The organism is Thermodesulfobacteriota bacterium (genome assembly GCA_035325995.1).
In the GTDB taxonomy this organism is placed as follows: Bacteria; Desulfobacterota_D; UBA1144; order Nemesobacterales; family UBA2774; genus JADLGH01.
This window is the reverse complement of sequence record DAOKYU010000002.1, coordinates 257,013-281,586: the sequence shown is the minus strand read 5'-3', so window position 1 is coordinate 281,586 and position 24,574 is coordinate 257,013. Positions and strand designations below refer to the sequence as shown.

Genomic DNA, 24,574 nt, shown 5'->3' with positions numbered 1-24,574 from the left:
CCTCGATACGTAGCCGGGGCACCGCCGGGAATAATCCGCCGGCGATGCCTCGAATCCGGATATTTATTTCTGCGCCTCCCTCGCGCCGGCCTTCTGCCCTTTTATCATCACCCTGCCTTCCTCGGACGACGGGGCGGGCGGGGCGGCCATCCGCCGGACGGCCTCCCTGAGATCGCGCTCCTGCTTCATGGTCCTTTCGTTCTTATAGGAGGTCTTGTTGAGCTCGACGATGCTGTCGTATGCGTCTTCGAGGTAGGAGCGCGCGCCCTCGGCGTCACCGCTCTCGTAAGCCACGGCCGCTTTCCGGTAAACGGACGCGGCGGCGACGGAGACAAGCCTCGAACGGACGGACTCGTCCTCGCCCGCGGCAACCTTATCGGCGTCGGACGTGACCTCGTACGCGAGCGTCCGGGCCGAGGAGACGAGAGAGCCCTGCCTGAGGAGGTCGCCGTAGGAGAGTGACGCGGCGGCGAGCCCGTGCCTGCCGTCAGCGTCTGCAGGGACGGTCAGCCTTACGAGTATGTCCCTTTCCTGCCCGCCGAAGAAGTCGCCGAGCTTTACCTCGGCCGAGCCGTCCCTTACCGAATACTCGTAACCGTAGACCTCGTCTATCCTGACGCCCGGGGCGAGCGCGAGCTTTATCACGGTGTCCCTCGCGACGGCGGCCGCCATGCGGCCGAATTCCTTCTCGAAGATACCCGCGAGCTGGTTAGGCGATTCGATGAAGTAGTAGTTGCCTGCGCCGTGCTCGGCGAGGCCCATCATGAGGTTCTCGTCGTAATCCGCGCCGAGTCCCATCGTCGTCACGTATACCCCGCCCTCGGACGCGCGGCTGGCTATCCTGCCGAGCCCGGAGGGGTCCGTTACGCCCTGGTTGGCGAGACCGTCCGAGAGGAGTATTACGCGGTTTACGTAGCCGCCGCGTTCGAGCGACTTTAGTTCCGCGATGCCCTTTTCGAGCCCGCCCGAGAGGTTCGTCGAATCGGTCGGGTAGAGCGAGTTTATCACCGAGAGCGCGGCTTCCTTGTCGGCTATCTTCCGCGCCGGGAGAAGCACCTCGACGTCCGTCGAGTACGCGACGATGCCGAGCCTGTCGTCCTTCCCGAGAAGGCCGACCATACGCCGCGCCGCTTCCCTGGCGTATTCCATCTTGCCCCTGTCGGACATGGAGCCGCTCCGGTCGATCACCAGGACGAGGTTAACTGGCGTCCTTTCCCCGGGCCCGGCCTCCTTGCCACTGAGCCTGATGTTAAGGAGCATCTCGCGCTCGCCGCCCTTGAGAACGTACGGGCTGCCGAGTTTTAAATCCCACGATAGCGCGCCCTCAGCTTCGGGCTTCGGGATTACCGGGAACGCCGAGATGTATTTCACCCCGGCAGTCACGAATGCGAACAGTAACGCGGTTATTACGGCGATGCGTCTTTTCATTTTTTGCTGCCTCCTTTTTGAATGTTCTTTTTAATGGATTCGACCTCTTCGGCGATGAGCCTTTCTTCCCTTTCCCGGGCATCCTTATCGCGCACGGTTTCGAGCGAGACGGGCTCGCCGGACAGCCTTTCCTCGATTCTCCTGAATACGTAGAACGGCTCTTCCAACGGGGATTCGGGTGAGGAGCTCTCCGGGGTTTCCGCCGGGCCGCCTCCCCCGGGCGAGAGCTCGCAGAGGAGGACCGTCTTCTTCTCCCTTGCGGCGCGGACCCTCTCGGCGAGCGATTCGTACTGCGTTTCGTATTCCGTGAGCGCTTCCTCTTCCTCCGCCTGTACGGCGGAGAGTCGCCTTACTTTTTCGTCGGTGAGCCTCCTCCGGCGTACGGCCTCGGCGGCGTTTTCGTCCATGCCCTGACGGACGTATTCGACGGAGCGCTCCTGCCAATAAACGGCCATGTCCTTCGTGCGTTTAAGTAGCTTCGAGCGCTCCTCGACGCCTGACCTGAGGCCCGCCAGCCTGACGCGGGCGCGTTCGAGCCCCTCGTCCATTTCCTCGACGGCCCCGGCGAGAATCTTCGCCGGGTCCTCGGCCCGGGTCAGCCAGTCGTTGAGCCGGGACCGGAGTATCACCTTCATTCTTTTCTTGAATCCCATGATCGTCTCCCTCGGAAGGATTTAGGGATTATTACGAGCGGGGGGAGGAAAGGATTTTATCAAGGAAAAGCGGAAGTCGTTTGGTTCTTCTGTTAAAAGACTATATCCCCCCATACCCTCTTTTCCTAAGGGGAAATGAGAAGCAAAACAAAGGCTGGATTCCCGATTAAAACATTCGGGAATGACATACAAGTAGCCTGCGTTTCGACTTAGCAAGATTGGAAATTAAAGGTAACGTTCACCCAGTAATTCAGTACGCGTAGCGTACTCAATTCACTGGCGTTACGGTCGGGGCGGGGGTGGCGGCAACAGTGCCGTGCGCTTTTTTTAGCTCGGCTATGCGCGCGCGGGCGTGGGGGGCGTCTTCGGGAGACAGCCGCGCGAGACACTCGTAGCTGTAGACGGCCTTGTCGAAGTCGCCCTTCTCTTCGTAGCACTCGGCGAGCGAGCGGTAGGAGACGGTTTGGACTTCGAGCGGCGGCTCGGGGCGCGACGCGAGAAGGCCTTCGAGCGTTCGTATCGAAGTGGCGCAGTCGCCGGACTTCTGCCGGCGGAGGGCAGTCTTGAGCGGCTCGTCGTATTCGCCCGAGGCATCAGCCGAGTAAAGGGCTGCAGTCTCGTTTTCGGACGAGTCTTCGAGGGCTGACATCTCCTCGCGCTCCGCGCCGGAGGGGGCTTCCATCTTCCGTATTTCCTCCGGTGTGCTCATACGTGCGGACTCCGCCGGAGCGGCGTCGCCACGCGCGGCCATCGGTGCGGGGGGCGTGGCAGGTGCGGCGGCTTTCCGTTCCGTCATGGCGTCGGCCTCGCCGTAGGACCGGGCGCGGAGCTCCTTATCCGGAGTCAGAGACCTTTCGCGTTTCGGAGCCTGTGCGGCGGGCTTCATGTCGTCAGCACCGGAGCCGGCGGACATCGGCTCTTCGACCCTCTCGGCCAGCACGTTTCTCGAGGCGGTGTCGATGGTGGGAGTATGCGTGCCCGTGCTCCCGTAGTAGAACCATACGGAAAGCGCAATCGCCGAGGACAGGGCAGGGACCAGGAACGGCGAGAAAGCGAACCTTTTCCAGAAGGGCTTACGGTCCCTGGAGACGCTGTCCTTCGCAGTGCGCACGAGGGCGGATACGGTTTCGGGCGAGAGCTCGGGGGCATGGGCGTGCTCGGAAGCCGTGCGCCTTATTTCGGCGTAGTCCTCGTACTCGCGGAGGCATTCGGGGCAGGCCTCTACGTGGGACCTGACGAGCGCTGCTTCTTCGGGGGAGAGCTCGCCGTCCATGTATTCGATCAATAGCTCGCTGCACTTATCGCAGTTCATCTCGTTCATTTAAGCACCCCTCGCCTTCCGCCTTTCGTCGAAATAGCCGGATTCCGTGAAGGCGCGCCGGAGGTCCCTGTAGGCGTATCTCAGGCGGCTCTTTACGGTGCCGAGCGGGGAGCCCGTGACGGCGGCTATCTCGTCGAGTGATAAGCCCTCGACTTCGCGGAGCAGGAAGACCTCTCTGAATTCTTCTTTGAGACCGCCGAGGCCTTCGTCGAGGACGTCTCTCACCTCGCGGTCGAATACCCTCTCGTCCTGGGCTCTTTCTCCTCCCCTTATCATATCTATGACGACGGCGCCGCCTTCGCCGTCTGCCGAGATGGGCGCATCGAGCGAGCCATGCCTCCTGAAGCTTTCGGTCCTGAGGAAATCTATGCAGTGGTTCCGGGCGATGCTGTAGAGCCACGTGGTGAATTTCCGGCCGGGGTCGTAATGCCCGCGCCGTTCTATCACCTTCACGAAGACCTCCTGGAGGAGGTCTTCGGCGCGCGCGGCGTCTACGCCGGTCATTTTCCTTATGAATCTCAGCACGCCCGGGCCGTGGCACGTGAGAAGGACGCCGAAGCCCGACTCGTCGCCGTTTTGGAACCTCTTCATCTCTTCTTCGTCCGAGAGCCCGCTTTTCTTTTTTATTCCGAACACCGGGCGCCCGTCCGTATGCGGTCCATGGAATAATTATACGATGGAGCGCATAAAAAGTTTCAAAGCGGGTTTCCCGGGCAGCCGGCTGCTATTTCGAGTGTTGAATTCGGCTACCCGGTTATGTAAATTCGTTTATCCTCGTTTGATCTGATCGCAGGAGCCTCTCTTGGCTACCAAGCCGGCCGACTTAATATATGGCGTTGACGATATGCCCCCCATCGGGCGGCTGATTCCTCTCGGCTTTCAGTTCGTTATCTATATCTCGGTCACGCTCGTCTACATAGTCCTTATATCGGAGTACGGCAACGTGCCGCCCGAGGTCACGGCGAATTCGATAAGCATGGCCATGATCGCCATCGGGATCGCCACGATCCTGCAGTCGCTGTGGAAGGGGCCGGTGGGTTCGGGGTATTTCGCCTCGCCCGTCTATTCAGCCGTGTACCTGGCCCCGTGCGTACTGGCCGTAAAGGCCGGGGGGCTTCCCGCTGTGGCCGCGATGACGATATTCGCCGGCGCGGTCGAAATCGTCATGTCGATATTCATAAAGCGGCTTAAGCCCGTTTTCCCGCCCGCCGTCGCGGGGTTCATCGTCCTCGTAATCGGAATCGAGCTCGGGCTCGTAGCCCTGGACAACATGCTTTACATAAGAGGCTACGGCCGGCCCGAGTACATGCAGCATCTTATCGTCGGGATGATAACCCTCTGGATAATCATGGGGTTCAGTATATGGTTCAAGGGGATTTTGAGGCTCCTATGCTCGCTCATCGGAATTTCGGCAGCGTTCGTCGTAGCGCTTTTCCTGGGAATAGTCCCCGACAGCAGCATCGAGCTCTTCAAAAATTCGGCCGTGTTCGCCCTGCCGGATACGTCTTTCATATCCTATGATTTCGAGCTCTCGCTCGTGCCGGCGTTCCTGATGGCGGCCATAGCGGCGTCTCTCAGGACCATAGGCGTCGTGACGACAGCCGAGAAGATTAACGACGCCGACTGGAAGAAGCCCGACTACGGGCCCATAAGAAAAGGGATGCTGGCGGACGGGCTCGGGTGCATGCTGGGCGGGATCATGGGCGCGCCGGGGATGAACGCGACGCCGGGGATCGTGGGCCTTTCGCAGGCCGCCGGCTCCACCAGCAGGTACATGGCATTCCCGACCGGAATTATACTGATAGTCCTCGCCTTTTTCCCAAAGATATCGGCTCTCTTCCTGATGCTCCCGCTGCCCGTCGTCGGGGCGTCGCTGGTGGTGAGCGGTGCGTTCATGATAGCGGGCGGCATAGAGATAATGACGTCCCGGAACCTCGACTCCCGGATGACGTACGTCATCGGCGTCTCCCTGCTGCTGGGGATCGGCAGGAAGGTTTATCACGGATTCTTCGACAGGTTCCCCGAATGGCTCAGGCTCATGACGGACACCACGCTATCGATCGCCCTTATCTCGTCCATAATCCTCGTCCTTATATTCAGGCTCGGGATCAGGAAGACGGAGATGTTCGTGGGGGGTGACCTGGCCCCGACGCTCGACTCCCTCGTCGAGTTCCTGAAGGCGAACGAGAAGAAGTGGCGGCTCGACGACGAGGTCATCCAGCACGCCAAGGCCACCGTCGAGGAGATAGTGAATCACCTGAACGAGGCCGGGCTTATATCGGGGCCGGTAAAGCTCGAGGCGAGCTACGACGAGGTGTTTCTCGAAATAACGATAGACTACAAGGGGACGCTGCTGGCGCTGCCGGGGGTAGGCGTGCACAAGCGGCACCTACTGGAAGAGGACGCCTTCGTACACGGCATAAAGGGCTTTCTTACCGGCGTGTATCCGGACAAGATTGAGACTTCGTCAAGAAAGGACGACGTGAAGATAAGGCTCTTTTTCAGCGTGTGAGCGGGCTCGACTTGCGGAAAAATCGGCCGGATTCAGACGGACTCCACCGGATACAAGAACACACTAAATACGTGGGTTCCCGACCCGGCTTCACCTGCAGGCTTTCAGGCTTCGCCAAGCTTCGCCCCGACAAGCGCCGCAGCGAGTTAAAGCATTCGGGAATGACAACATTGAAAAGACCACTCCGGATAAAGCTTCCGGCCTTGCCGGGCAAATTCGTTGGTTTCCTGCAAGCGTAGCGTGCCGGGCGCCGGCGGACGTTGCCCGCCAATAGAAAAATATCCCCGTTATGGCATAATTATTTCCCCGAAATCAGGTAACCAAGGAGGAGTACCATGGGCAGTAAGAATACGAGAATTGAGTACGATTCGATGGGGGAGATGGAAGTCCCCTCGGAAGCGTACTACGGCGCTCAGACCGCGAGGGCCATCGAAAATTTCCCCATAAGCGGCATACGCAAGCACAGCCTTTTAGTGAAGGCGCTCGGAATGATCAAGAAGGCGGCCGCGGAGTCGAACGTGCAGCTCGGTCTCCTCGACAAGAAGAAAGGCGGCGCTATCGTTAAGGCCGCGGACGAAGTGATAGATGGAAAGCTCGACGATCACTTCGTGCTCGACGTTTTCCAGACGGGGTCGGGCACGTCGAGCAACATGAACACGAACGAGGTCATAGCCAACCGCGCCAACGAAATACTCGGCGTGAAAAAGGGCGACAAGTCGGGCGTCCACCCGAACGACCACGTGAACATGGGACAGTCGAGTAACGACGTGTACCCGACGGCGCTTCACGTTTCGGCCATAATCGCGATAAACCAGATACTGCTTCCAGCGCTCAAGAACCTCGAAAAGGCCCTTTCGGCCAAGGCGAAGCAGTTCGACAAGATAGTCAAGATTGGAAGGACGCACCTCCAGGACGCGACGCCGATAAGGCTCGGCCAGGAATTCAGCGGCTACGCCAGCATGATCGCCCACGGGATAAAGAGGGTCGAGTACGCGCGCGAGGAGCTGAGCGAGCTCGCGATCGGCGGTACCGCCGTCGGCACCGGCATCAACACGCACCCGAAGTTCGCCGGGCTCGTCGCGAAGAGACTTTCGGCTATGACGAAGGCAAAGCTCCGGGAAGCGGACAACCACTTCGAGGCCCAGGGCTCGAAGGACGCCATGGTCTCTGCGAGCGGGCAGCTTAAAACATTGGCAGTATCGCTCATGAAGATAGCCAACGACATAAGGTGGCTCGGGAGCGGCCCGCGCTGCGGAATCGGCGAGATACTCATCCCGCCCGTCCAGCCCGGCTCGTCGATCATGCCGGGCAAGGTGAACCCCGTGATCCCCGAAGCCGTGTGCCAGGTGGCCGCGCAGGTCATAGGGAACGATCTGACCATAACCATCGGCGGGCAGTTCGGGAACTTCGAGCTAAACGTCATGATGCCCGTGAAGGGGCACAACCTGCTGCAGTCGATAGAGCTCCTGGGGAAGGTGTCGCAGGTGTTCGTCGACAAGTGCATAAACGGCATCAAGGCCGACAGGAAGCGCTGTGAGGAGATGATAGAGAAGAGCCTCGCCATGTGCACCAGCCTCGCGCCCGTGATCGGGTACGACGACGCCGCGAAGATCGCGAAAGAGGCGTACGAGACGGGGAAGACCGTGAGAGAAGTAGCGCTCGAAAAGAAGGTTCTCCCGGCCGAGAAGCTGAAGGAGCTTTTGGACCCGTGGTCGATGACCGAGCCCGGGACGAAGAAGTAAGACGGGAATTATTCTACAGAAATCAGAGCGGGCCGCGCGGCCGGGATATTCCCGGAAGCGGGCCCGCTTTTTTTTCGAGTGAAGAAAAGCGGGATACTGAGTCAAGCTCCCGTCTTCGCCTCGGACTTCGCCGGACAGGCGGATGACAAATTAAAAGATGACGGAAGTGAGGAGTCGCGGCTACTGCCGCGACATCGGATTTGTGCACGCGTTCGTGCTTGGATTCGTTAAGTTCACAAATGAAGTGCAACGCGAAGCTTTAAAAATTCCCCTGCATCAAAATGTTGCATGAAGCTTCCATGTGCGGATTATGCAGCGCCGCCAATCCTGTTATATTTCTCATTCTAGAAGGAAGTCTAAAATTTGAAAACCACACATCCGGCCCCTTGTGAATAATCGGGCCGGCGGAGGCATGAAATGAACGTAAAGGAATTATTCGACCTCACCGGAAAGACGGCGATCGTGACGGGGGGATACACCGGGATAGGAAAGCAGATGGCCTACGGGCTCGCGGAGGCGGGGGCCGACGTCGTCCTCGCGGCGAGGAACTACGACGGCTGCGTCGAGACGGCGAAGGAGATAAGCGAGGCCACGGGCGTCAGGACGCTGCCGTTTAAATGCGACGTTTCGTCCGAGGGGGACGCCGCGGCGCTCGTGGGGGCGACGGTGGCGGAATTCGGGAAGGTGGACATACTAATCAACAACGCCGGCATCGCCCTCGGGGCGCTCCCCGAAGACACCACGCTCGAAGACTGGGAAAAGGTTATGAGCATAAACGTGACCGGGACCTTTCTTTGCGCGAGGGAAGCGGCAAAGGAGATGATAAAGGCGAAGAGCGGAAAGATAATCAACATATCTTCCGTTATGGGCTACCAGACGACGAGCATCGTGAGCGCGCCGTCGTACGTGGCGTCGAAGGGCGCCGTCGTGACGCTGACGAAAGACCTCGCAATCAGGTGGATAGGACACAACATAAACGTAAACGCCATTGCGCCGGGGTGGTTCCCGACGAACATGACGACGCCCGTAATCAGCCCCGAGTTCATGGGCAAGGGGGACGAGCTCCTGGCGTCGATACCGGCCGGCAGGTTCGGCGGCCCTGACGATCTTAAGGGCGTGACCGTACTGCTGTCGTCGCGCGCATCGGATTACATCACGGGCGAGATCATAGTCGTCGACGGCGGGACGCTTTCGAGATATTGAGGTCAGAGCTTCTCGAAGGCCTTTTTCACCGCTTCGTACCCGTCTTCGCGGACAATGTCCTTGTGGGCGAGGACGACCTTGTCGAAGTCCCATTCGAGGACCCTGTCCGCCGAGCGGCGCACCTTTTTCCTGTCGCCGAGGAGTATGTAGCGGGTGAGCCTGGACACGGCCGTTTTATCGTAAACGCCGTCTAAAAGCGCGAAGAGCTTCTGCCCGGGCGTGAGGCCGGAAGAGAAGTTAAAGACGAGGTCCGTGAATATCACCGTCCGGCTTTCGGGGTGAAAGAACACGACTTCGTTCACCGCCGGTATGCCCTGAAACAGGTGCTGCTCCAGCGTATCCTCCCAGAACGGTTCGGGCTCGTCCGTAAGGGTCCCGTGGAGGCCGAGGTCCTTCCGCTTTTCCCCGAGGCCCGGGGCGCCGTAGAGCCGCGCGTCCGGGAAGGCCGCGGCGAACTCGCCGGCGTAGAGGTGGTGGTACTTGTTGGGGGCGATAATGAACCTTACTTCGCCGAGGGCGGCGAGCTCTTTTTTGAGCTCGCCTGTCGGGCGTATGGGCGAATGCACCAGGAGGAATCCCGAGGCCAGCCTGACGACCGTCATGCGGGCGCCGACGTCCATGCCGAGGAAAACCTGGGAAGAGACCGCGGTCCATATATCCCGAGCCAGGGGGATGAGAGAAGCGGGCATTGTATAGAGTATATTGAACGCGCGGCTCTATGAGAAGGAAGGGCCCGAAGAATTCCGCCACCGGCGGTAGGCGTACAGGATGGACCGCACGTGCTCGTCCGGCTTTTGCGTCAGGAGCTGGAGGAGCAGGCTTTCGAGTGTCGATAATATCAGAAGCGCGGAGGCGATGTAAAAGAGCAGCGGGCTGTAACCGACGACGAACATGAATATGATGAATACGTAGCCCGCCGCGCTCGAAGCCTTTGTCATGTAGAGGTGGAGGTCGGGAATACGCCTGAACTTCACGAGGCCCACGACGAGGGAAGCCGTCCCGATAAGCATCCACGACAGGACCAGCAGCTTATTATTGAAGAAGATATCCGGCTCTACGAGGATCACCCAGAATGCGGCGCACGTGACAAGCACCATGTCGGCGGCGGAATCGAGCCTGCTGCCGTATTCAGTCACGGCCCCCCAGCGCCGGGCAAGGTAACCGTCGAGGACGTCCGTAAGGCCCGCTATCATGAGCCCGGCCCCTACCCAGAATGAGCGGTCGAGCATGGCCGGAATCCAGAGCGCCACGGCCAGAAGGAGGCGAAAGCCGCTCAGAAAATTCGGAACCCTCTTGTAGTCAATCCTTTTCATAGGCGTAAATTATTGAATATTTTTGAAGACGCTGCCCGCGTCTTCTTTCCCGCCCTAAAAATTCTAACTTATAAAATCCAGTGTAGAGAGGAAATCGTATTCCACCCCCGGTGAACGCAAATTCCGCTATTATTAGCATATGCGTGTTTTAATTCGACCGTCGTATCCATAGGTGCCTATGATAATTCGATTATTATTTTGTGCAAATGCGTACAAGAACCCTTGACAGAGCCCCAGCGGCAATTATATTACTATTAACTAAATCCTATTCAGGAGGTTTGCCATGTCAGAAACGACAAAGAAAGCAGCCTCGAAAGTGAAGGACTTCACCGAGCCCGCGAAGGAGTTTTCAGGCCTTGTTAAGGAAAATTACCTTAATGGTCTCGATTTTTCCTTTTCACTCTTCGAGCAGAATTTGAAGGCTCTCACGGCCCAGGCCGATCAGATGTTGAGCCTGGAAAAAGAATTCCTCACCAACGTCGGGGAATTTTACAAGGACTTGCCGAAGGATCTGCCCTTCGCGAAGGAATTCCAGTTCGACGGCGGCTTCAAGAAGATAGCGGAGCAGCTCGACACCTATAATTCCTATCGCAAGGAACAGCTCGAGTCCGTAAAGACGACCACCGAGAAGCTCGCGAAGGACGCGCACGCGGCCGCCCGTGAGAACGTCGAAAAGGCCTTCTCGCTGTTCGGCGAATATTTCAAAGCATTCGGCGCCTAATCTCAACTCGAAATACTTCTTACATCAAGATTAAATCGAGTGATGATGGAGCTCAGGAGACGTGAACGAGTTCACGTCTCCTGAGTCTTTTTGCCCGCCCGGGCCTTCCGCCGGATCGGCCTCTATCCTTATGGGCGGAGGTATTAGCCTCTCGCATGAAAATCGATTATAATGTCCCGGAATGATCCGAAAACACACTGAACGGGGTGCCAGATTGATTCGCGCTACAGCCAGACTTCTCCTGCTCGCTCTTATACTCCCTGCGGCGGCGTGCAGCACCATACAGACCGGGAAGACCATGGCCATCGACAACCCGCTCCAGGAGTCGAGAACCAAGCAGTCCCTGAGCCAGGCGAGGCAGGACGTAGAAAAGTCCCGCAGGGCTCTCGACAAGTGCATGGAAGCGAGCGGCGGCGACGAGACCAGGTGCCAGAGCCAGAAGGCCCGGTACGACAAGGACGTCGAGGCCTACGTATCACTCCAGGGCAACTGACACACACGTAGTGTGTTTTTCACCGAATCGGGACAACAGCATAATCGAAATATTGCGCGTGCGTTGCCGGACCCCAGCTTTCCGCGTATTAAAATCTGAGCTGAAAATCGAATATGAAATCCGCCTTGGCGACGTCCTTGCTGGGACCGCTGACGGGGAACTGCACGGCAAAGCCGGGGCTGTACTTGCGGCCGAACCTGAGCCCGGGCGTGACGTAGAGGTCGGTGCCGCTACCCCCGCTGTCGTAGGTCGTAAACGTGTACCCGTCGAACTCGAAGTAGATCACCGGCGAGCACGGCACGGGGACGTCGAGCCCGGCAGCGGCGTGGTATGTGAACCTGTTTTCGAAATCGTTCCCCTCGAAGTTCTTCGCGCCGAAGATAAAGTCGAAGCCTATGGACGCCTGTATGCTGAGCGGTCCGCGCCACACCCCGGCAGTGATATAGGGCGAGACGCCGTACGCCTCGTAGAGGTAGGTCGGTATGTATCTCCTGTACTTTATAACCTGCTGGAGCCTGTTCTGATCGTCGGTGAAAGAGGTGGGGAAGAAGATCTTCGTCCCTGCCGAAAGGGCGAAATTCGAAGACTTGGCCAGGACGCCCTTGGCCCCTATGCCGAGATTCCCGAACTCGAAGCCGTCCCTTATTTTGGTTTCGCCCACCTCTACGCTGTTGACGCCGCCGTACGGGATATCGAGGTATATGCCCCAGAACCCGCTCTCGGAGGGAAATTCAAGCCTCGCCGGGTATACGATGATCTGACCGTTGCCCATTGTTTGCTTGAGCGTTACGACTTCGAAGTCCAGGCCCACCCTGCCGAGCGGCAGCGAAGGCTCGAAGTAGCGCGGATATGCGAGGTCGAGCGCCTTGCCCTTGGTCGTCGAGATGGTGAAAGGCCCCTGGAACTGGAACGCGCCGGTGAGGGGATTTATGAGGCCCAGGTTTCTGTTCTGTACGAATAAGCGCGTCGGATTCGCGACGTAGGCAGCCACGCGGGCGACCCCGCTGTCCTGCTCGATGAGCCAGTCGGAGAGCTTCTCCATGCTCCACCCGAGAGGGACTCCTATTGCGGGCGTGACGATAAGGTCAGTGCCGGAGGGCTTTATGACCCAGCCCTCTATGGCGTATTCGAAGAGGGTGCTCTGGATGACGGAGCCGAGCGCCGAGGCCCATACGCTGTGCCCCCTGGCCCTATAGAACTGGTAGTGGAGCATGCCGAAGAAGGGATGCATCACCCAGTTGACGAGGAACGTGTCGCCGTCGTCCCATTCGGGCGAGGAGGTGAGGTTGTGCCAGAACGTGGAAAAGGAGGCGTCGAATATCTTGATATTCTTGTCCCTCACCCACCAGAGCCTGCCTCCCCACTGTACGGTGTACCAGATGAGGGTGTCGTACATGTAGGTTTCGAAGTTGGCCGGACGGAGCTCGGTGTCCCGATAGGAGCCGATTTCGTACTCTCCGCCTAGCGGAAGAATGACGTCGTCCGCGTCCGCGGGTTTTGCCGCGTTCTCGTCGGCGAACAGGTACGGCTTTTTTTCTCCGGCCCGGGCACCCGTTTCCGCGAACAGGCTCAAGACAACGAGCAGGATAAGACCGATTATCCTGACCCTCATCGCATCCTCCATATTCGTCGCATGCGGACAAGCAGCCGGTGGGCGGACGGCCGAAAGGAAAGGCCGCATACAACTTTTCGAATTGTAACGGCTTTTTAAGCCGTTTTAAAGTGGAAATATGTATATGCCGCGAATAGACCGCGGCCGGGTGACGAGAAAAAGACAGGTTAGAACCTGACCTGGAAATCGAACATGTAGCTGTACTTGTCTATGCTCTTGTCGGGCCCCGTCAGGGGGAACTGCATGGCGAAACCGGGGCTGTACTTGCGCCCGAGCCGGACGCCGGCGGTTACGAAGAGGTCGGTTTTTTTAAACGTATCGGCCGTGAGAAGCGAGTAGCCGTTAAACTCGGCGAAAAGCACCGGCGAGGCAGCGACCGGGATATTGACCCCCGCGGCTGCGCTGTAGTTTATCCTGTACTCGAACGAGTTCCCCTCTAGGCCGTCGGCGTTGAGAACGAAATCGTTCTGTACCATCGCCTGAAGATTGAACGGCCCGCCCCAGGCGGCGGCGGTAAGGTAAGGCGACACCGTCCACGCCTTCTGGAGATTGATGGGGAAATTCCTCCTGAAGAGAATAAGTGTCTCGAGACGGCCCACGTTGTCTTTGTATGACGTAGGCAGCATCAGGCCGAGGCCGGCCGAGAGTATCGAGCTGTGCGTTTTGAATAGTATGTGCTTTCCACCGACGAGGACGTTCGCGAACTCGAAGCCGTCCCTCTGCCCTACCCCGTCTACGCTGAGCGAATTGATACCCGACTGCGCTATCTGGACGTAGACTTCCCACAAGCGGCTCTTGGACGGAACGTCTACGCGCAGGGAATAGAAAATAAACTCGCCGTTACCCATATTCTTTTTGAGATTCACGACTTCGAGGTCGGCGCGGAATCGCCCGAGCGGGAACGGCTGCTCGAAAAAGAACGGATAGGCGAGGTCTATGGCCTCGGGCTTTCCGGACGCGAATTCGAGCGGACCGCTTATGGACATGAACTGCGTCGAGAACGGATTGTAAACCCCGATCTGCCTGTCGTGAATGAAATTCCTCATCGGGTTCAGTATGTGGCCCAGGATCTTCGCCGGGATGAAATCTGTCGAGACGAGCCAGTTGGAGGATTCTTCGAGAATAATGCCCATGGGGACGCCCACACCGGGGGTGGAAATGAGGTCGACGAGCGAAGGGGTTTCCACCAGCCCTTCGACTGTGTATTCGAACATGGTGCTTTGAAGTACCACGCCGAGAGCGGACGCCCACCTCGAATGCCCCATCGCCCTGTAGAAGAGGTAGTCCTGGGAGCCTACGATCGGATGCGTGACCCAGTTAGTGAAGAACGAATCCCCGTCGTCCCATACGGGCCATTGAGAGATGTTGTTCCACCATTTCGAGAGGGACGTGTCGAAGATCCTGCTGTTCTTGTTCCTTACGTAAAAGAACCGCGCCGCCCAGGTAGCCGTGTATGCTATCGCGCTGTCGCGGACGAATTCCTTGAAGCCGAGCTTTTCGGGAGTTACCTCCTCGACGGCGGGAGGCTCCTGCGCACCTTCGCCTTCGCCGTTTTCAGCCCCGGCCTCCGGCGTCCTTGCATACTCGAAGAGATCCTCTACCCGAACCTCTTCACGGGCTGCCGCGCTTGAGGCGATAGCGACCGCCAGCAGAATAAGAATGCACTTTTGAAGCAACCTCACCTATGATCCTCTTATCCTCGTCCTCTCCGCGCGGGCGTCCGCAGGAAAAGAATTGCACTCTAAGATACACCGAAAACACGACAATGGAAATATTATTTATGACGACATCTGACTTAAAGAAGTTAGTAACGGCCGGATAAGACTGAAAAATAAGAGTCGGGCGGCGCTAGAACCTGACCTGGAGATCGAACTTGTAGCTGAATCTGTCGATTTTCCTGTCCGGCCCGTATATCGGTAGCTGGACGGCGAATCCCGGGCTCACCCTCCTCCCCAGCCTTACGCCCGAGGACATATAAAGACCTGTCTTCTTGAAGGTCTTCGCCGTCGGGACAGAGAATCCGTCGAGCTCCGCGAAGACGACGGGAGAGGCAATGACCGGGATGTTCACCCCGGCGGCCGCTCCGTAGTTCACCCTGTACTCGAAGCCGTTTCCTTCGAGCTCGCCCGCGTTGGCGATAAAACCGCTCGAAGCCGTGGCCTGAACGCTGAAGGGCCCCTACCAGGCGGCGGCCGAGAGATACGGAGCCACGGTCCAGGCCTTCTGGAGGTTCACCGGGAAGTTCCTCCTGAAGAGGAGAAGTGTTTCGAGACGGCCCAGGTTGTCCTTGTAGGAAGTCGGGATTATAAGCTCGAGGCCGCCGGAAAATACGGAGCCGCTCGTTTTGTACAGTATGGCTTTTCCGCCCGCCTTCATATTCGCGAACTCGAAGCCGTCCCTTACCTTCTCCCCATCCACCGAAAGGGAGTTGAAGCCCGACTGCGCTATCTGGACGTAGAGCCCCCAGAGCTGGCTCTTCGAGGGCACGTCTACGCGCGCGGAATAGAATATGAGCTCGCCGCCGAGGTCGCCCTCGAGGTTTACGATCTCGAGATCGACTCCGAACCTCCCGATGGGCATGGGCCCTTCGAGGTACATCGGATAGGCGAGGTCTATGGCGACGTCCCTTGCGGGAACGAAATCGATCGGCCCGGACAGCGTCATGAACGTCTTGGAGAGGGGGTTATAGACCCCGAGCTGCCTGTCGTGAATGAAATTCCGCATCGGGTTCAGCACGTGGCCGAGTATTTTCGCCGGGACGAAATCCGTTGATACGAGCCAGTCGGACGACTCTTCGAGCACGACGCCGACGGGGACTCCGACCGCCGTCGTGGATACCAGGTCGGCGAGTGACGGGGTTTCGACCAGCCCCTCGACCGTATATTCCCAGAGGAAGCTCTGAACCAAAGAGCCCAGGGCGGACGTCCAGAAGTCGTGCCCCATCGCCCTGTAGTAGAGGTATTGCTGCGAGCCGATTATGGGGTGCGTCACCCAGTTTGTGAAGAAGGAATCCCCGTCGTCCCACTCCGGCCATTGTGTGACGTTGTTCCACCATTTTGATAGGGAAGTATCGAAGATCCTGCTGTTCTTGTTCCTTACGTAAAAGAACCGCGCCGCCCAGACGAAGGTGTATGAGAGAGCCGTGTCACGGAGAAAGGCTCCGGCGCCGAGCTTTTGCGAGTCTCCGGCACCGCCGTCCGGAGGGGCCGCGCCTTTGTAATCGTCGTAATCATCTCCGGCGGCGTCCGCGGGTGCTCCGGGGGAAGCCGCACCCGAGAATGCGTAATCGAAGATGTCCCTTATTTCGACCTGGTCCGCAACGGCGGCCTGAATCAGAAACAGCGCCGCGAGCAGCACGATTAAGAGTCTGCGAATTAAACTCAACTCGATATCCTGTTTCTTAAACCGGAATGACGGCCTGCGCCGGGTTGAGAAAAAGATACCCCATGGCGGGCGGATTAAAAGCTTTATTTAAAGCCGAGCAGTTTTTTTGCCCTCTCTTCCCACGTGTAGCCGCGGACGTCGGCAAGGGCGCCCGACGCTATCCGGGCGGCGAGAGCGCCGTCGCGGAGGACGCGGGAAAGGCCTTCGTAGAGGGCGTCTTCGCTGTCGGGCGGCACGAGGACCGCATTTTCGCCGTCCCTCAGTATCTCCCTGACCGAGGGAAGGGACGTCGCCACTATGGGCCTCCCGGAGGCCATGTACTCGAAGAGCTTTATGGGGGATGTGAAGTCGGCCGCCACTGTCCCGCCCCTTATTGTCATGGCCGAGGTGTACGGCATGACGAGGACGTCGGCCGCGGCGAGGTAGAGCGGGACGAGGTCGTGCGAGACGTAGCTCGTGAGCTTGATGCCGGGGGCGTTTTTTTCGGACGCGAGCTGCCTGTAGCGGAGGACGTCTTCGTCGCGCCCGCCGACTATGAGGAACTTGGCATCGGGGAGCCTCGGCGAGACGTCCACGAGGAGCTCTATGCCACGGCCTTCGTATATATTCCCGGAATAGCAGATTATATCCTTGTCGAGGGCAAGCCCGAGCTTCCGGCGCGCCTCGTCCTTTCCGGGGAGGTTCGCGTACCGTTCGAGGTCTACTCCGTTATGGGCGACGACCAGCTTCTCGGGCGGGAGGCCCTCATCGAGGTATATGTCCGCCAGGCCGCGCGTATTGGTGGAGAACCTGACGAGATTCGGCGAATCCTTGATCGCCCTGAAGAGGGGACGGGCCCCGGTGACGAGCGGGTGGTGCGCGTCGTACACCACCGGGACGCCGAAGACCCCGGCGGCGAGAAAGGCGTAGATTATGTTCCTTGTCACCGTGATGTCGTACCGGCCCTTTCTTAACCCCGTATACACCCCGGCCCGGACGCCGTGGAGCACGTTTCTCGCGAAGGAGCTTTTAAAATAGGGAAACTGGATTATTTTGAACGTGTAATCGACGCCGTAATAGGCCCGTATGTCAGGCGTCCGCCCGGGCGTTGCCAGGATGAGATCCGTATCGATGCCGAGCCGGCCCATAGCCTGGCACATCTTCATGACGTGTATAGCGCTCGCGCCCCTCGAAAAGAGCTCGGGGCTGCCTATGTAGGCGGCCCGGCGCGGCTTTTTCGGGGAGCTGCCCGGATTTTCCCGGCTCATAATGCCTCCAGAGGCATAAGTATATGTGCAATATACGGCGTTGACTAATAGACCGGGATTTATGTAACGATTTGCCGCCGGGATTAGAAACGGAGCCCCGGCCTGTATATACTTAAGTCCCTCCGCCGGAACGACAACCGGGCGGAAAGCCGTTATATTAAATGGGAATATCATGGAGACGAGAACACCCAGGGGATTTCACGACGTGCTGCCGGACGAAATAAGAAGATGGCAGTTCATCGAGGATAGCGCCCGGCGCATATTCGACCTTTACGGATTTTCGGAAATAAGGATCCCCGTGCTGGAATTCACGGAGATATTCGCCCGGAGCCTCGGGACTACGACGGACATAGTCGAAAAGGAGATGTACACCTTCACCGACAGGGACGGCTCGTCCATAACGCTCCGCCCGGAGGGAACGGCCGGGGTCGTGAGGGCTTTTGTCGAAAACTCGATGCACGCCAAATCCCCCGTGAGCAAGCTCTGGTACGGCGGGATGATGTTCAGGCACGAGAGGCCGCAGAAAGGCCGGTACAGGGGTTTTTACCAGATAGGGGCGGAGCTCCTCGGCCCCGAAGACCCGGCGTCGGACGCAGACCTTATAACGATGGTCTGGAAATTCCTCGAAAGCATCGGGCTTTCGGACAGGCTCACCCTGGAGATAAGCTCCCTCGGGGACCGGAACTGCAGGCCGCAGTATAAGGAAAAGCTCGTCGCTTACTTTAAGCCCGAGGCGGAGAGGCTCTGCCCCGACTGCAGGCGGAGGCTCGAGACAAATCCGCTTCGCATACTCGACTGTAAGGAAGAGGGATGCAGGAAGATAGCGGCCGGTGCGCCGAAGATGATAGATAACCTCTGCGATGAGTGCGCCGCACACCTGGAGGCCGTGAGGGAATACCTCGGAAGCGCGGGCGTGCCGTACACGATAAACCCGAAGATCGTGAGGGGACTCGATTATTACACGAGGACCGTGTTCGAGGTGACGACGAGCGAGCTCGGCTCGCAGAACGCCGTCGCCGCGGGGGGGAGGTACGACGGGCTCGTCGAGGAGCTGGGCGGCCCCGGGACCCCCGCCGTCGGGTTCGCCACGGGCATGGAGAGGCTCGTGCTCCTCCATGAAAAGGCGCACCCGGGGGGATTCCGGAGGGAGATAAAGGTATTCGTCGCATACATAGGCGAGGGAACGGAGACGGCGGCCTTCAGGCTGACGGCCGCCCTCAGGGAAAGGGGCGTCCCGGCCGAGATGGAATACGGGGGCAAGAGCCTGAAGAGCCAGCTCAAGCGCGCCGACAAATCGGGGGCCGGATATACGTTCATCATAGGCGAGGACGAGCTTTCGCGGGGGAAGGTGAAGCTCCGGCGCATGGAGACGAGCTCCGAAGAGGAGGTCGACATCGAGGCCGCTCCCACGCTTTCGTTCTGATTTTTCCGGGTACGTAGGCGAAGGAATTATTTAGCGTTCTTCGCCGAATTCACTTCGATATAGTCCTTTACGAACATGTCGGCAAGCTCGCCGACGCTCGTTTCGACGCAGGCCTTGATCCCGTCGGCCGGGCACGAGAGGAGCTTCCCCGTGGACCACGTGGGGGCGGCCGTGGTTATATTCCGCCCCAGCCTCTTCCCGAAGAGAACGACCGTCTGATGGAGCTCGAGGTCGATGAAGACGGCGTAAGAGGCGCCCGATTCGTACTTGCTCGCTATGACCTCGACGAGAAGATACGCACCGCCGAAGACGCTGTACCATTCCCTGTCTTCGAGGAGCGTTATGTTCGCCTTTTCGAGCTTCGATATGACGAGGGCTTTAATGTCCTCCTCCAGAAGGCCGTCGGCCCTGGCCGTCGCCGAGACTTCGTCCACCATGACGGCGACGCCGGAAATATCGACGAGGGTCTCCTTGCCCCCGGCGAGGCCCGGCGCCGGAGAAAGAAGGAAGAACAGCAGAATCAGAAGAAAAGGAACGAGCTTCAATATCGTTAATATATTCCGAAGCGGGCCGAATGTAAAAATCCGGAGATACAGGCTGCCGCCCCGCCCTTCGCAACGTCAGTGCGCGGGAAGGTCTTTCCCGTAAAATTCGAACAGGCGTTCGAGGTTGGTTTTAACGACTTCGTGAGGGCCCGGGAAACGGTCCCGCGTGAAGACCTTGAGGGCTTCACGGTATGATTTGGCGGCCTTGTCGCAGTTGGCGAGCGCGTCCTCTTCCTCGGCCAGCGTGGAATACGCCCCGCCGATGTTGTTGCGGGTAGTCGCGTATTCGAGCGGGAACTTGTCTGCCGAGTAAATAATGAGCGCCGTTTCGTAGGCGTCGATCGCCCTCTTGCAGTTCCGCGCCCTGTCTTCTATCTCGGACAGCATCCTGTAGACGATCCCGAGGTTGTTCTGAGTCGCCGCGAACTGCATCGGGCTGCCTTGAATGGTCCTCACCCTGAGCGCGTCCTCGAAGGCCTTGAGAGCCTCCTTGCAATTGGACTCCCTGTCCCTGGCGTCGGCAAGGGTCATGTAGGCGAGGCCGACGTTGTTCTTGGTCGAGCCGTACTGTACGGGATAATCTTTTTCGGTGTAGACCTTGAGAGCGCGCGCATAGCATCCGAGGGCGCGCGTGCAGTTCTCGGCCTTGTCCTCGTGCGCGGCGAGCATCCTGTAGACGACGCCCAGGTTGTTGAGCGCTCCGGCGTACTCCTCGGGATGGTCTTCGAGGTTGCAGGCGGAAAGAATCATGTCGTAGCACTCTATCGCCTTCCTGCAGTTGACCGCCCTGTCGACGACCTCGGCGAGAAGCTGGTATATAGGCCCCAGGCTTACGAGTATCGCCACATGCTCTTCGGGGAACCGGTCGTATGTGTAGTGCCTGAGGGCCTCCTCGTAGGCTGCGGCGGCCGGCCCGAGATTCGCGATCTTGTCGGATACGGCCGAGAGCCCCTCGTACGCCGAGGCAAGGTTTCTTTTTATGAAACCGTAAGCCTCGGGGCAACGCTCGAATGTATAGAATTCGAGGGCTTCGCGAAACGCCCTTACGGCGCGGACATAATAGTCCGGGTCGCCGTTCGTTCTCGCGAGGCCGGAATAGGCAAGAGCCATCTGCTTTCTGATCTCGGCGTATTCGGCCGGGCTGCCGTTGACGTCGTATACCCTGAGCGATTGCGTGAACGAATCTATAGCCTTGAGGTAGTTATCGAGGCCGCCACCGGGGGCCGCGAGCTTCAGGTGCGCCTTTCCGAGCGCGTAGAGAAGGGATGCGTAAGCCTTCGGGCAGTCCGCTTGGGATACCTCGCCGAGCCTCTTCCGGCAGTGTTCGACCGCTGCCGCCGTATCCTCCGGAATGTCCTCTTCATAGAAGACCGGACATGCTTTGTGCACGCCGTCCAAACGGGATCCCCGCCCCGGCGTGCGTTTTTCACCGGCCGAAGCGTTCCGGCCGGAGGCGGACGATTCCGCCGGGGTATGCCAGGGGCCGGATTCGGCGTGAGCGGTATTTTCGCCCGAGGCTTCGCCCCCTGAAACATCGAGCGCGGCCAGCCTCTCTGAAAGATCCTCGTGCTCGGAGGGAAATCCATCCCGGGGGAATGCTTCGAGCGCGGCCGCCAGCGCCTCGCGCGCGCGGGCCGAGAATTCGGTATCGCCTGTCTTCGCGGCAAGGTCTTCGTACACAGCCCCGAGCGAAGCCTGAACGCGCCCGTATTCGGGCGAGCCACGCATGAGGCCGTCCGAATCAAGAGCCTTTCGGAAACAGCCCGCCGCCTTTTGGAGGTTGCCGGCAGCGTCCTTGCCGCCGGCAGCCGCCATGTACGCCATTCCCAGTGATTCGTACACGGAAGGGGACGCATCCCCGTAGGATATCGCCTCCTGGTAATATCCGATTTTCATATCGGGCGACGCGTCGGGACAGCCCCCGAGCGCGCGGTACAGGGCCGATACCAGTCCCGCCGTCTCGCATCGTATGGCCTCCGTCCCGGATTCGGCATAATAGGAAAGCGCTTCTTTATAGGAAGCTATGGCGAGCCCGAGGTTTATGGACCTGTCTTCGGTTTCGGCGAGCCTCGTATAGAATCCCGCTATCCGGCGCTGGGCCTCGGCATATTCCGAAGGGAACCTATCCGGATCGTAAAGGGACAGGAGCTCGGCGTAGCATTCGAGGGCTTCGCCCGCCCGCCCCTCTCTTTCTTCGAGCTCTGCAAGCGAGGTATAGAGACCGGCGAGCGCTTCCGCGGTTTCGCCGCGCCCTTCGCCGCCGCCGGACGATTCGTCGTATTTGAGCGCTTCCCAGAAAGCGGCGATGGCTTTCCTGCAGTCGTCCGCGCCGCCCCCGGCCTCGTAGAGCCGCCTGAACGAGCCCCCCAGCACCCTACCCGCGGCGGCATATTCGGCCTCGGCCGCTTCCTCGGGGAAATACACGAACGCCTCGTCGTAATATTCGGCGGCCGCGGCGGGATTGCCCTCGGCGGCTTCAATTTCGGCGAGTATTTTGTATGCGCTGCCTATCTTAAAGGAGAGCCTCTCGAACCCACCCGAAGAGGGGTCTTGCTGGATGAGTCCGAGGGCTTCCTTGTAAATCTCTACGGTTTTTATATAGTTGTCTTTATTCCTCACTTCCCATACCGCCCCGGTGGCGCCGTCGCCGAGCTTTTCGAGAACGCCGGCGCGGAGAGACGGCCCCGCCCACTCACCGAGAAGAGAAAGGTATTTTCTGCATACGGATGCGGCTTTCCCGGGCTCTTTTTCACAAATGCCTTCGAGCAGCGGATAGAGTGCGCATATGCTGTCCCGGATACCGGCGCTCGCTTCCTCTCCGCCAAGGGCCCGATACACGCCGAGAGCGCTTTCGTAGGCCTCCATGGCGCAGAGGAGATGATCCCCGCCGCCCTCGAGGACGGTGAGCGCGCCGCACGCCTCACCTATGTCGGCCATGAGCTCCCCGTACACTTCGGGGACCGACTCGGCCGTATAAACCCTGAGAGCCTGGCGGCACGAGTAAATGGACCTGTTATAGAGGCCGGGTTCTTCGAGGAGCGCGGCGAGATCCCTGTAGATTCCGGCGAGCCGGATTTTCATCGCGGCGAACTCCTCGGGCCTGTTTTCGAGGTTGTAATACGCGAGGGAATTGAAATAGGACTCTATAGCCTTCTCGCGGTTGTAGATCCTGTCTTCCTCGGCCGCGAGGGCCTCGTAGATGCCGCCAAGCTTGACCATGGCGCGCGCGTATACCGCGGGGGATGCGCCGTCGGCGCAGGCATCGGCTATTTCGGCATACGCCCTTAGCGCCTGATCCGGCGTCGGCGCTTCGTAGCCGCCGAGGAATTCGTAAAGCGCGGACAGGGCTTCCCGCACGGGCCCGTGCTCTTCATCGCACCCGGCTTTACCGTAGTAATCCGATGCGTCGTTATAGCAATCGATTGCCTGAATGGCGCGCGAGCAGTCGTTATTGCCCAGGGCGAGATCCGAAAGCACGCGCCCCTCCCTGGCCCTTACGTGTGCGTGCTCGCCCGAAAGGGACCTCGTGCGGTAGGCGAAGGCGGCGCTTCCGAGATACCCCGCGGCCCCTTCCATGTCCCCCTCACCCAGGCGCTCGTCCGCAAGCGCAGAATACGCGGCGCCGAGCGTGCGTCTCAGCGCCGTGTTTACGGCGGGATATTCATACTCGTTATAGAATTCGAGAGCCGGGACCAGATGCCCGACCGACGGCCCGTATTCACCGAGCGCCGAATAAGCCGCGCCGAGATTGAGATCGACTATGGCTTTTTCATGCGCGGAGAACCCGGGCCCGCCCTCGGATAGAGAGGCGGCGAATGAATCGGCCGCGGCCTTTACGTAATCACCGGAGCCGATGGAGACCCCGAGCATGGCCAATGCCAGCCCGAGGTTGTTCAGCATGGAAGACCTTTCGCGGGAGTGTACGCCGGGATCGGTCATGCCGAGCGCCTGCCTGTAGAGCGACTCGGCCCTTTCGATGTTTTCCGTGCCTCCGCCGTCCGGAGCGGCGGGGTAAAAGAGGAGGACGTCGGCCAGCTTTTTCCGGGCCAGCGCCCCCGGCAGGCCCGCACAACCCCGCGCGATCATCGACTCGTATATGGAGAGCGCCCTTTCGCGGCATTCGGCGAATGCGCCTGCGCCGGGACCGTTTTCGAGAGTCCGGGTGTATAGAAAGGCCAGCCTCAGGAGTATTTCAGGCGGGACGGCAATCCCGTTATGCTCACTCCATTCCGAAAATTCCCTGTCGAGTGAAACCAGCCCTTCGTGAGATAAGCCATCGCCGGAATCCGGAAAGGCGAGTCTTTCCGAAAGCCCGGATACGTCTCCGGTCGGGCGCCCTTCAGAATCCCTGACAGCGCATGCCGTCATGTAACGGGCGAGGGCGCCGGGGACGGATTCCAGTATCCGGGCTATTACCTTCTCTGAAAGCCTTTCCTCCAGGTATCCGGAAAAGAAACCGTCAGGGAGCCGAAGGCCGGATCCATCGGCGGATTCGCCGCCCGTTTCTTTTCCGGCGGAGAATGCGAGCGTCGTCTTTCCCGAGCCTTTCAGGTAGCCGTACTCGTAGAATGACGCTTCGGTGCCGTCGTCTCCGAAGATTACGACGCCCATGAAGGACTCTACCGCGAGTGCTTCAAAGCCGTTCAGCGAACCGGGGGTTAGGTGTAGCGCGGGCGTGACGCCGAGCCTTAAAAGGGAAGACCCGAGCGCCGACTCGATCTCACGGGCTAAAGCGCCGGGGCCCGCGATGAGGCATTTGAATCCGCTCTCTTGAGAGAGATATCTTTTCCAATCCGCGGCCGCGAGAAGGCCCGGAAAATCAGTGTCAGACATATCCCGTCCTCAAACCGTATTCAGGGCCTTCGGACCGGAAATTAAACGATTCCGAGCCGGCCCGGTATTAAAAAAAGACCGGGAATAATTCCCGGATATCCAAAGAGGGACATGCTGGACGCCGTCACCACGTGCCCCCTGACG

The 24,574-nt window shown here is 59.2% G+C and carries 19 protein-coding genes; 6 read left to right on the top strand and 13 right to left on the bottom strand.

All coding sequences use genetic code 11. The annotated features are described in order from the left end of the window. Positions 1 to 63: 63 nt before the first annotated feature. From PKC29_04180 to PKC29_04165, 4 genes are all read right to left on the bottom strand, one after another. Entirely contained in the window at positions 64 to 1,428 is a 1,365-nt protein-coding gene (locus tag PKC29_04180; protein ID HML94612.1) for a VWA domain-containing protein, read from the bottom strand. Next, on the bottom strand, positions 1,425 to 2,081 hold the full coding sequence (locus tag PKC29_04175) for a PspA/IM30 family protein (protein ID HML94611.1): 657 nt from the start codon (positions 2,079 to 2,081) through the stop codon (positions 1,425 to 1,427). The genes PKC29_04180 and PKC29_04175 overlap by 4 nt, the downstream gene beginning before the upstream one ends. Positions 2,082 to 2,349: 268 nt before the next feature. Further along, entirely contained in the window at positions 2,350 to 3,402 is a 1,053-nt protein-coding gene (locus tag PKC29_04170) for a zf-HC2 domain-containing protein (GenBank protein HML94610.1), read from the bottom strand. Beyond that, entirely contained in the window at positions 3,403 to 4,038 is a 636-nt protein-coding gene (locus PKC29_04165; GenBank protein ID HML94609.1) for a sigma-70 family RNA polymerase sigma factor, read from the bottom strand. A 166-nt stretch (positions 4,039 to 4,204) separates the two neighbouring features. Here PKC29_04165 and PKC29_04160 point away from each other — a divergent pair, with 166 nt between their 5' ends. From PKC29_04160 to PKC29_04150, 3 genes are all read left to right on the top strand, one after another. Then, entirely contained in the window at positions 4,205 to 5,914 is a 1,710-nt protein-coding gene (locus PKC29_04160) for a solute carrier family 23 protein (GenBank protein ID HML94608.1), read from the top strand. 335 nt (positions 5,915 to 6,249) lie between these two features. Further along, positions 6,250 to 7,656, top strand: coding sequence for a class II fumarate hydratase (locus PKC29_04155; protein HML94607.1), 1,407 nt, complete (start codon positions 6,250 to 6,252; stop codon positions 7,654 to 7,656). A gap of 417 nt (positions 7,657 to 8,073) precedes the next feature. Next, the gene (locus PKC29_04150; protein HML94606.1) at positions 8,074 to 8,859 is read left to right on the top strand and encodes a glucose 1-dehydrogenase; all 786 of its coding nucleotides are present in this window, start codon (positions 8,074 to 8,076) and stop codon (positions 8,857 to 8,859) included. A gap of 2 nt (positions 8,860 to 8,861) precedes the next feature. On the opposite strand, the gene PKC29_04145 is transcribed toward PKC29_04150, so the two are convergent. Both PKC29_04145 and PKC29_04140 read right to left on the bottom strand, forming a co-directional pair. Further along, positions 8,862 to 9,548: a DUF4336 domain-containing protein gene (locus PKC29_04145; protein ID HML94605.1), complete on the bottom strand. Its 687-nt coding sequence runs from the start codon at positions 9,546 to 9,548 to the stop codon at positions 8,862 to 8,864. 27 nt (positions 9,549 to 9,575) lie between these two features. Further along, positions 9,576 to 10,172 (bottom strand): CDP-alcohol phosphatidyltransferase family protein, encoded by a 597-nt coding sequence (locus PKC29_04140; GenBank protein HML94604.1) that lies wholly within the window; start codon positions 10,170 to 10,172, stop codon positions 9,576 to 9,578. 283 nt (positions 10,173 to 10,455) lie between these two features. Here PKC29_04140 and PKC29_04135 point away from each other — a divergent pair, with 283 nt between their 5' ends. Beyond that, complete coding sequence (locus PKC29_04135) at positions 10,456 to 10,893, top strand: hypothetical protein (protein HML94603.1); 438 nt, start codon at positions 10,456 to 10,458, stop codon at positions 10,891 to 10,893. A 214-nt stretch (positions 10,894 to 11,107) separates the two neighbouring features. Next, positions 11,108 to 11,386, top strand: a complete 279-nt coding sequence (locus PKC29_04130; GenBank protein HML94602.1) for a hypothetical protein — start codon at positions 11,108 to 11,110, stop codon at positions 11,384 to 11,386. A gap of 88 nt (positions 11,387 to 11,474) precedes the next feature. Here the strand turns inward: PKC29_04130 and PKC29_04125 are convergent, their stop codons facing one another. From PKC29_04125 to PKC29_04105, 5 genes are all read right to left on the bottom strand, one after another. Continuing rightward, complete coding sequence (locus tag PKC29_04125; protein ID HML94601.1) at positions 11,475 to 12,998, bottom strand: DUF3943 domain-containing protein; 1,524 nt, start codon at positions 12,996 to 12,998, stop codon at positions 11,475 to 11,477. Positions 12,999 to 13,165: 167 nt separating this feature from the next. Next, positions 13,166 to 14,680, bottom strand: a complete 1,515-nt coding sequence (locus tag PKC29_04120; protein HML94600.1) for a DUF3943 domain-containing protein — start codon at positions 14,678 to 14,680, stop codon at positions 13,166 to 13,168. A 166-nt stretch (positions 14,681 to 14,846) separates the two neighbouring features. Then, positions 14,847 to 15,092 carry a hypothetical protein gene (locus PKC29_04115; GenBank protein ID HML94599.1) on the bottom strand — a complete coding sequence of 82 codons (246 nt, stop codon included), beginning with the start codon at positions 15,090 to 15,092 and terminating at the stop codon, positions 14,847 to 14,849. An 84-nt stretch (positions 15,093 to 15,176) separates the two neighbouring features. Continuing rightward, complete coding sequence (locus PKC29_04110) at positions 15,177 to 16,382, bottom strand: DUF3943 domain-containing protein (protein HML94598.1); 1,206 nt, start codon at positions 16,380 to 16,382, stop codon at positions 15,177 to 15,179. 83 nt (positions 16,383 to 16,465) lie between these two features. After that, a complete protein-coding gene (locus tag PKC29_04105; protein ID HML94597.1) occupies positions 16,466 to 17,629 on the bottom strand; it encodes a glycosyltransferase family 4 protein in 1,164 nt (387 codons plus the stop codon). Positions 17,630 to 17,801: 172 nt separating this feature from the next. Here PKC29_04105 and hisS point away from each other — a divergent pair, with 172 nt between their 5' ends. Beyond that, entirely contained in the window at positions 17,802 to 19,052 is a 1,251-nt protein-coding gene (gene hisS, locus PKC29_04100) for a histidine--tRNA ligase (GenBank protein HML94596.1), read from the top strand. A gap of 26 nt (positions 19,053 to 19,078) precedes the next feature. Here hisS and PKC29_04095 read toward each other — a convergent pair whose 3' ends face one another. Continuing rightward, the gene (locus tag PKC29_04095) at positions 19,079 to 19,597 is read right to left on the bottom strand and encodes a hypothetical protein (protein ID HML94595.1); all 519 of its coding nucleotides are present in this window, start codon (positions 19,595 to 19,597) and stop codon (positions 19,079 to 19,081) included. 75 nt (positions 19,598 to 19,672) lie between these two features. Then, entirely contained in the window at positions 19,673 to 24,430 is a 4,758-nt protein-coding gene (locus PKC29_04090) for a tetratricopeptide repeat protein (protein HML94594.1), read from the bottom strand. Positions 24,431 to 24,574: the final 144 nt, after the last annotated feature.

Excerpts from the sequence above, each read along its gene's own strand:
- PKC29_04150 (HML94606.1), top strand. The coding sequence starts at position 8,074 with ATGAACGTAAAGGAATTATTCGACCTCACCGGAAAGACGGCGATCGTG.
- PKC29_04090 (HML94594.1), bottom strand. The coding sequence starts at position 24,430 with ATGTCTGACACTGATTTTCCGGGCCTTCTCGCGGCCGCGGATTGGAAA.
- PKC29_04170 (HML94610.1), bottom strand. The coding sequence starts at position 3,402 with ATGAACGAGATGAACTGCGATAAGTGCAGCGAGCTATTGATCGAATAC.
- PKC29_04145 (HML94605.1), bottom strand. The coding sequence starts at position 9,548 with ATGCCCGCTTCTCTCATCCCCCTGGCTCGGGATATATGGACCGCGGTC.
- hisS (HML94596.1), top strand. The coding sequence starts at position 17,802 with ATGGAGACGAGAACACCCAGGGGATTTCACGACGTGCTGCCGGACGAA.
- PKC29_04140 (HML94604.1), bottom strand. The coding sequence starts at position 10,172 with ATGAAAAGGATTGACTACAAGAGGGTTCCGAATTTTCTGAGCGGCTTT.
- PKC29_04175 (HML94611.1), bottom strand. The coding sequence starts at position 2,081 with ATGGGATTCAAGAAAAGAATGAAGGTGATACTCCGGTCCCGGCTCAAC.
- PKC29_04180 (HML94612.1), bottom strand. The coding sequence starts at position 1,428 with ATGAAAAGACGCATCGCCGTAATAACCGCGTTACTGTTCGCATTCGTG.
- PKC29_04105 (HML94597.1), bottom strand. The coding sequence starts at position 17,629 with ATGAGCCGGGAAAATCCGGGCAGCTCCCCGAAAAAGCCGCGCCGGGCC.
- PKC29_04135 (HML94603.1), top strand. The coding sequence starts at position 10,456 with ATGTCAGAAACGACAAAGAAAGCAGCCTCGAAAGTGAAGGACTTCACC.
- PKC29_04125 (HML94601.1), bottom strand. The coding sequence starts at position 12,998 with ATGAGGGTCAGGATAATCGGTCTTATCCTGCTCGTTGTCTTGAGCCTG.
- PKC29_04155 (HML94607.1), top strand. The coding sequence starts at position 6,250 with ATGGGCAGTAAGAATACGAGAATTGAGTACGATTCGATGGGGGAGATG.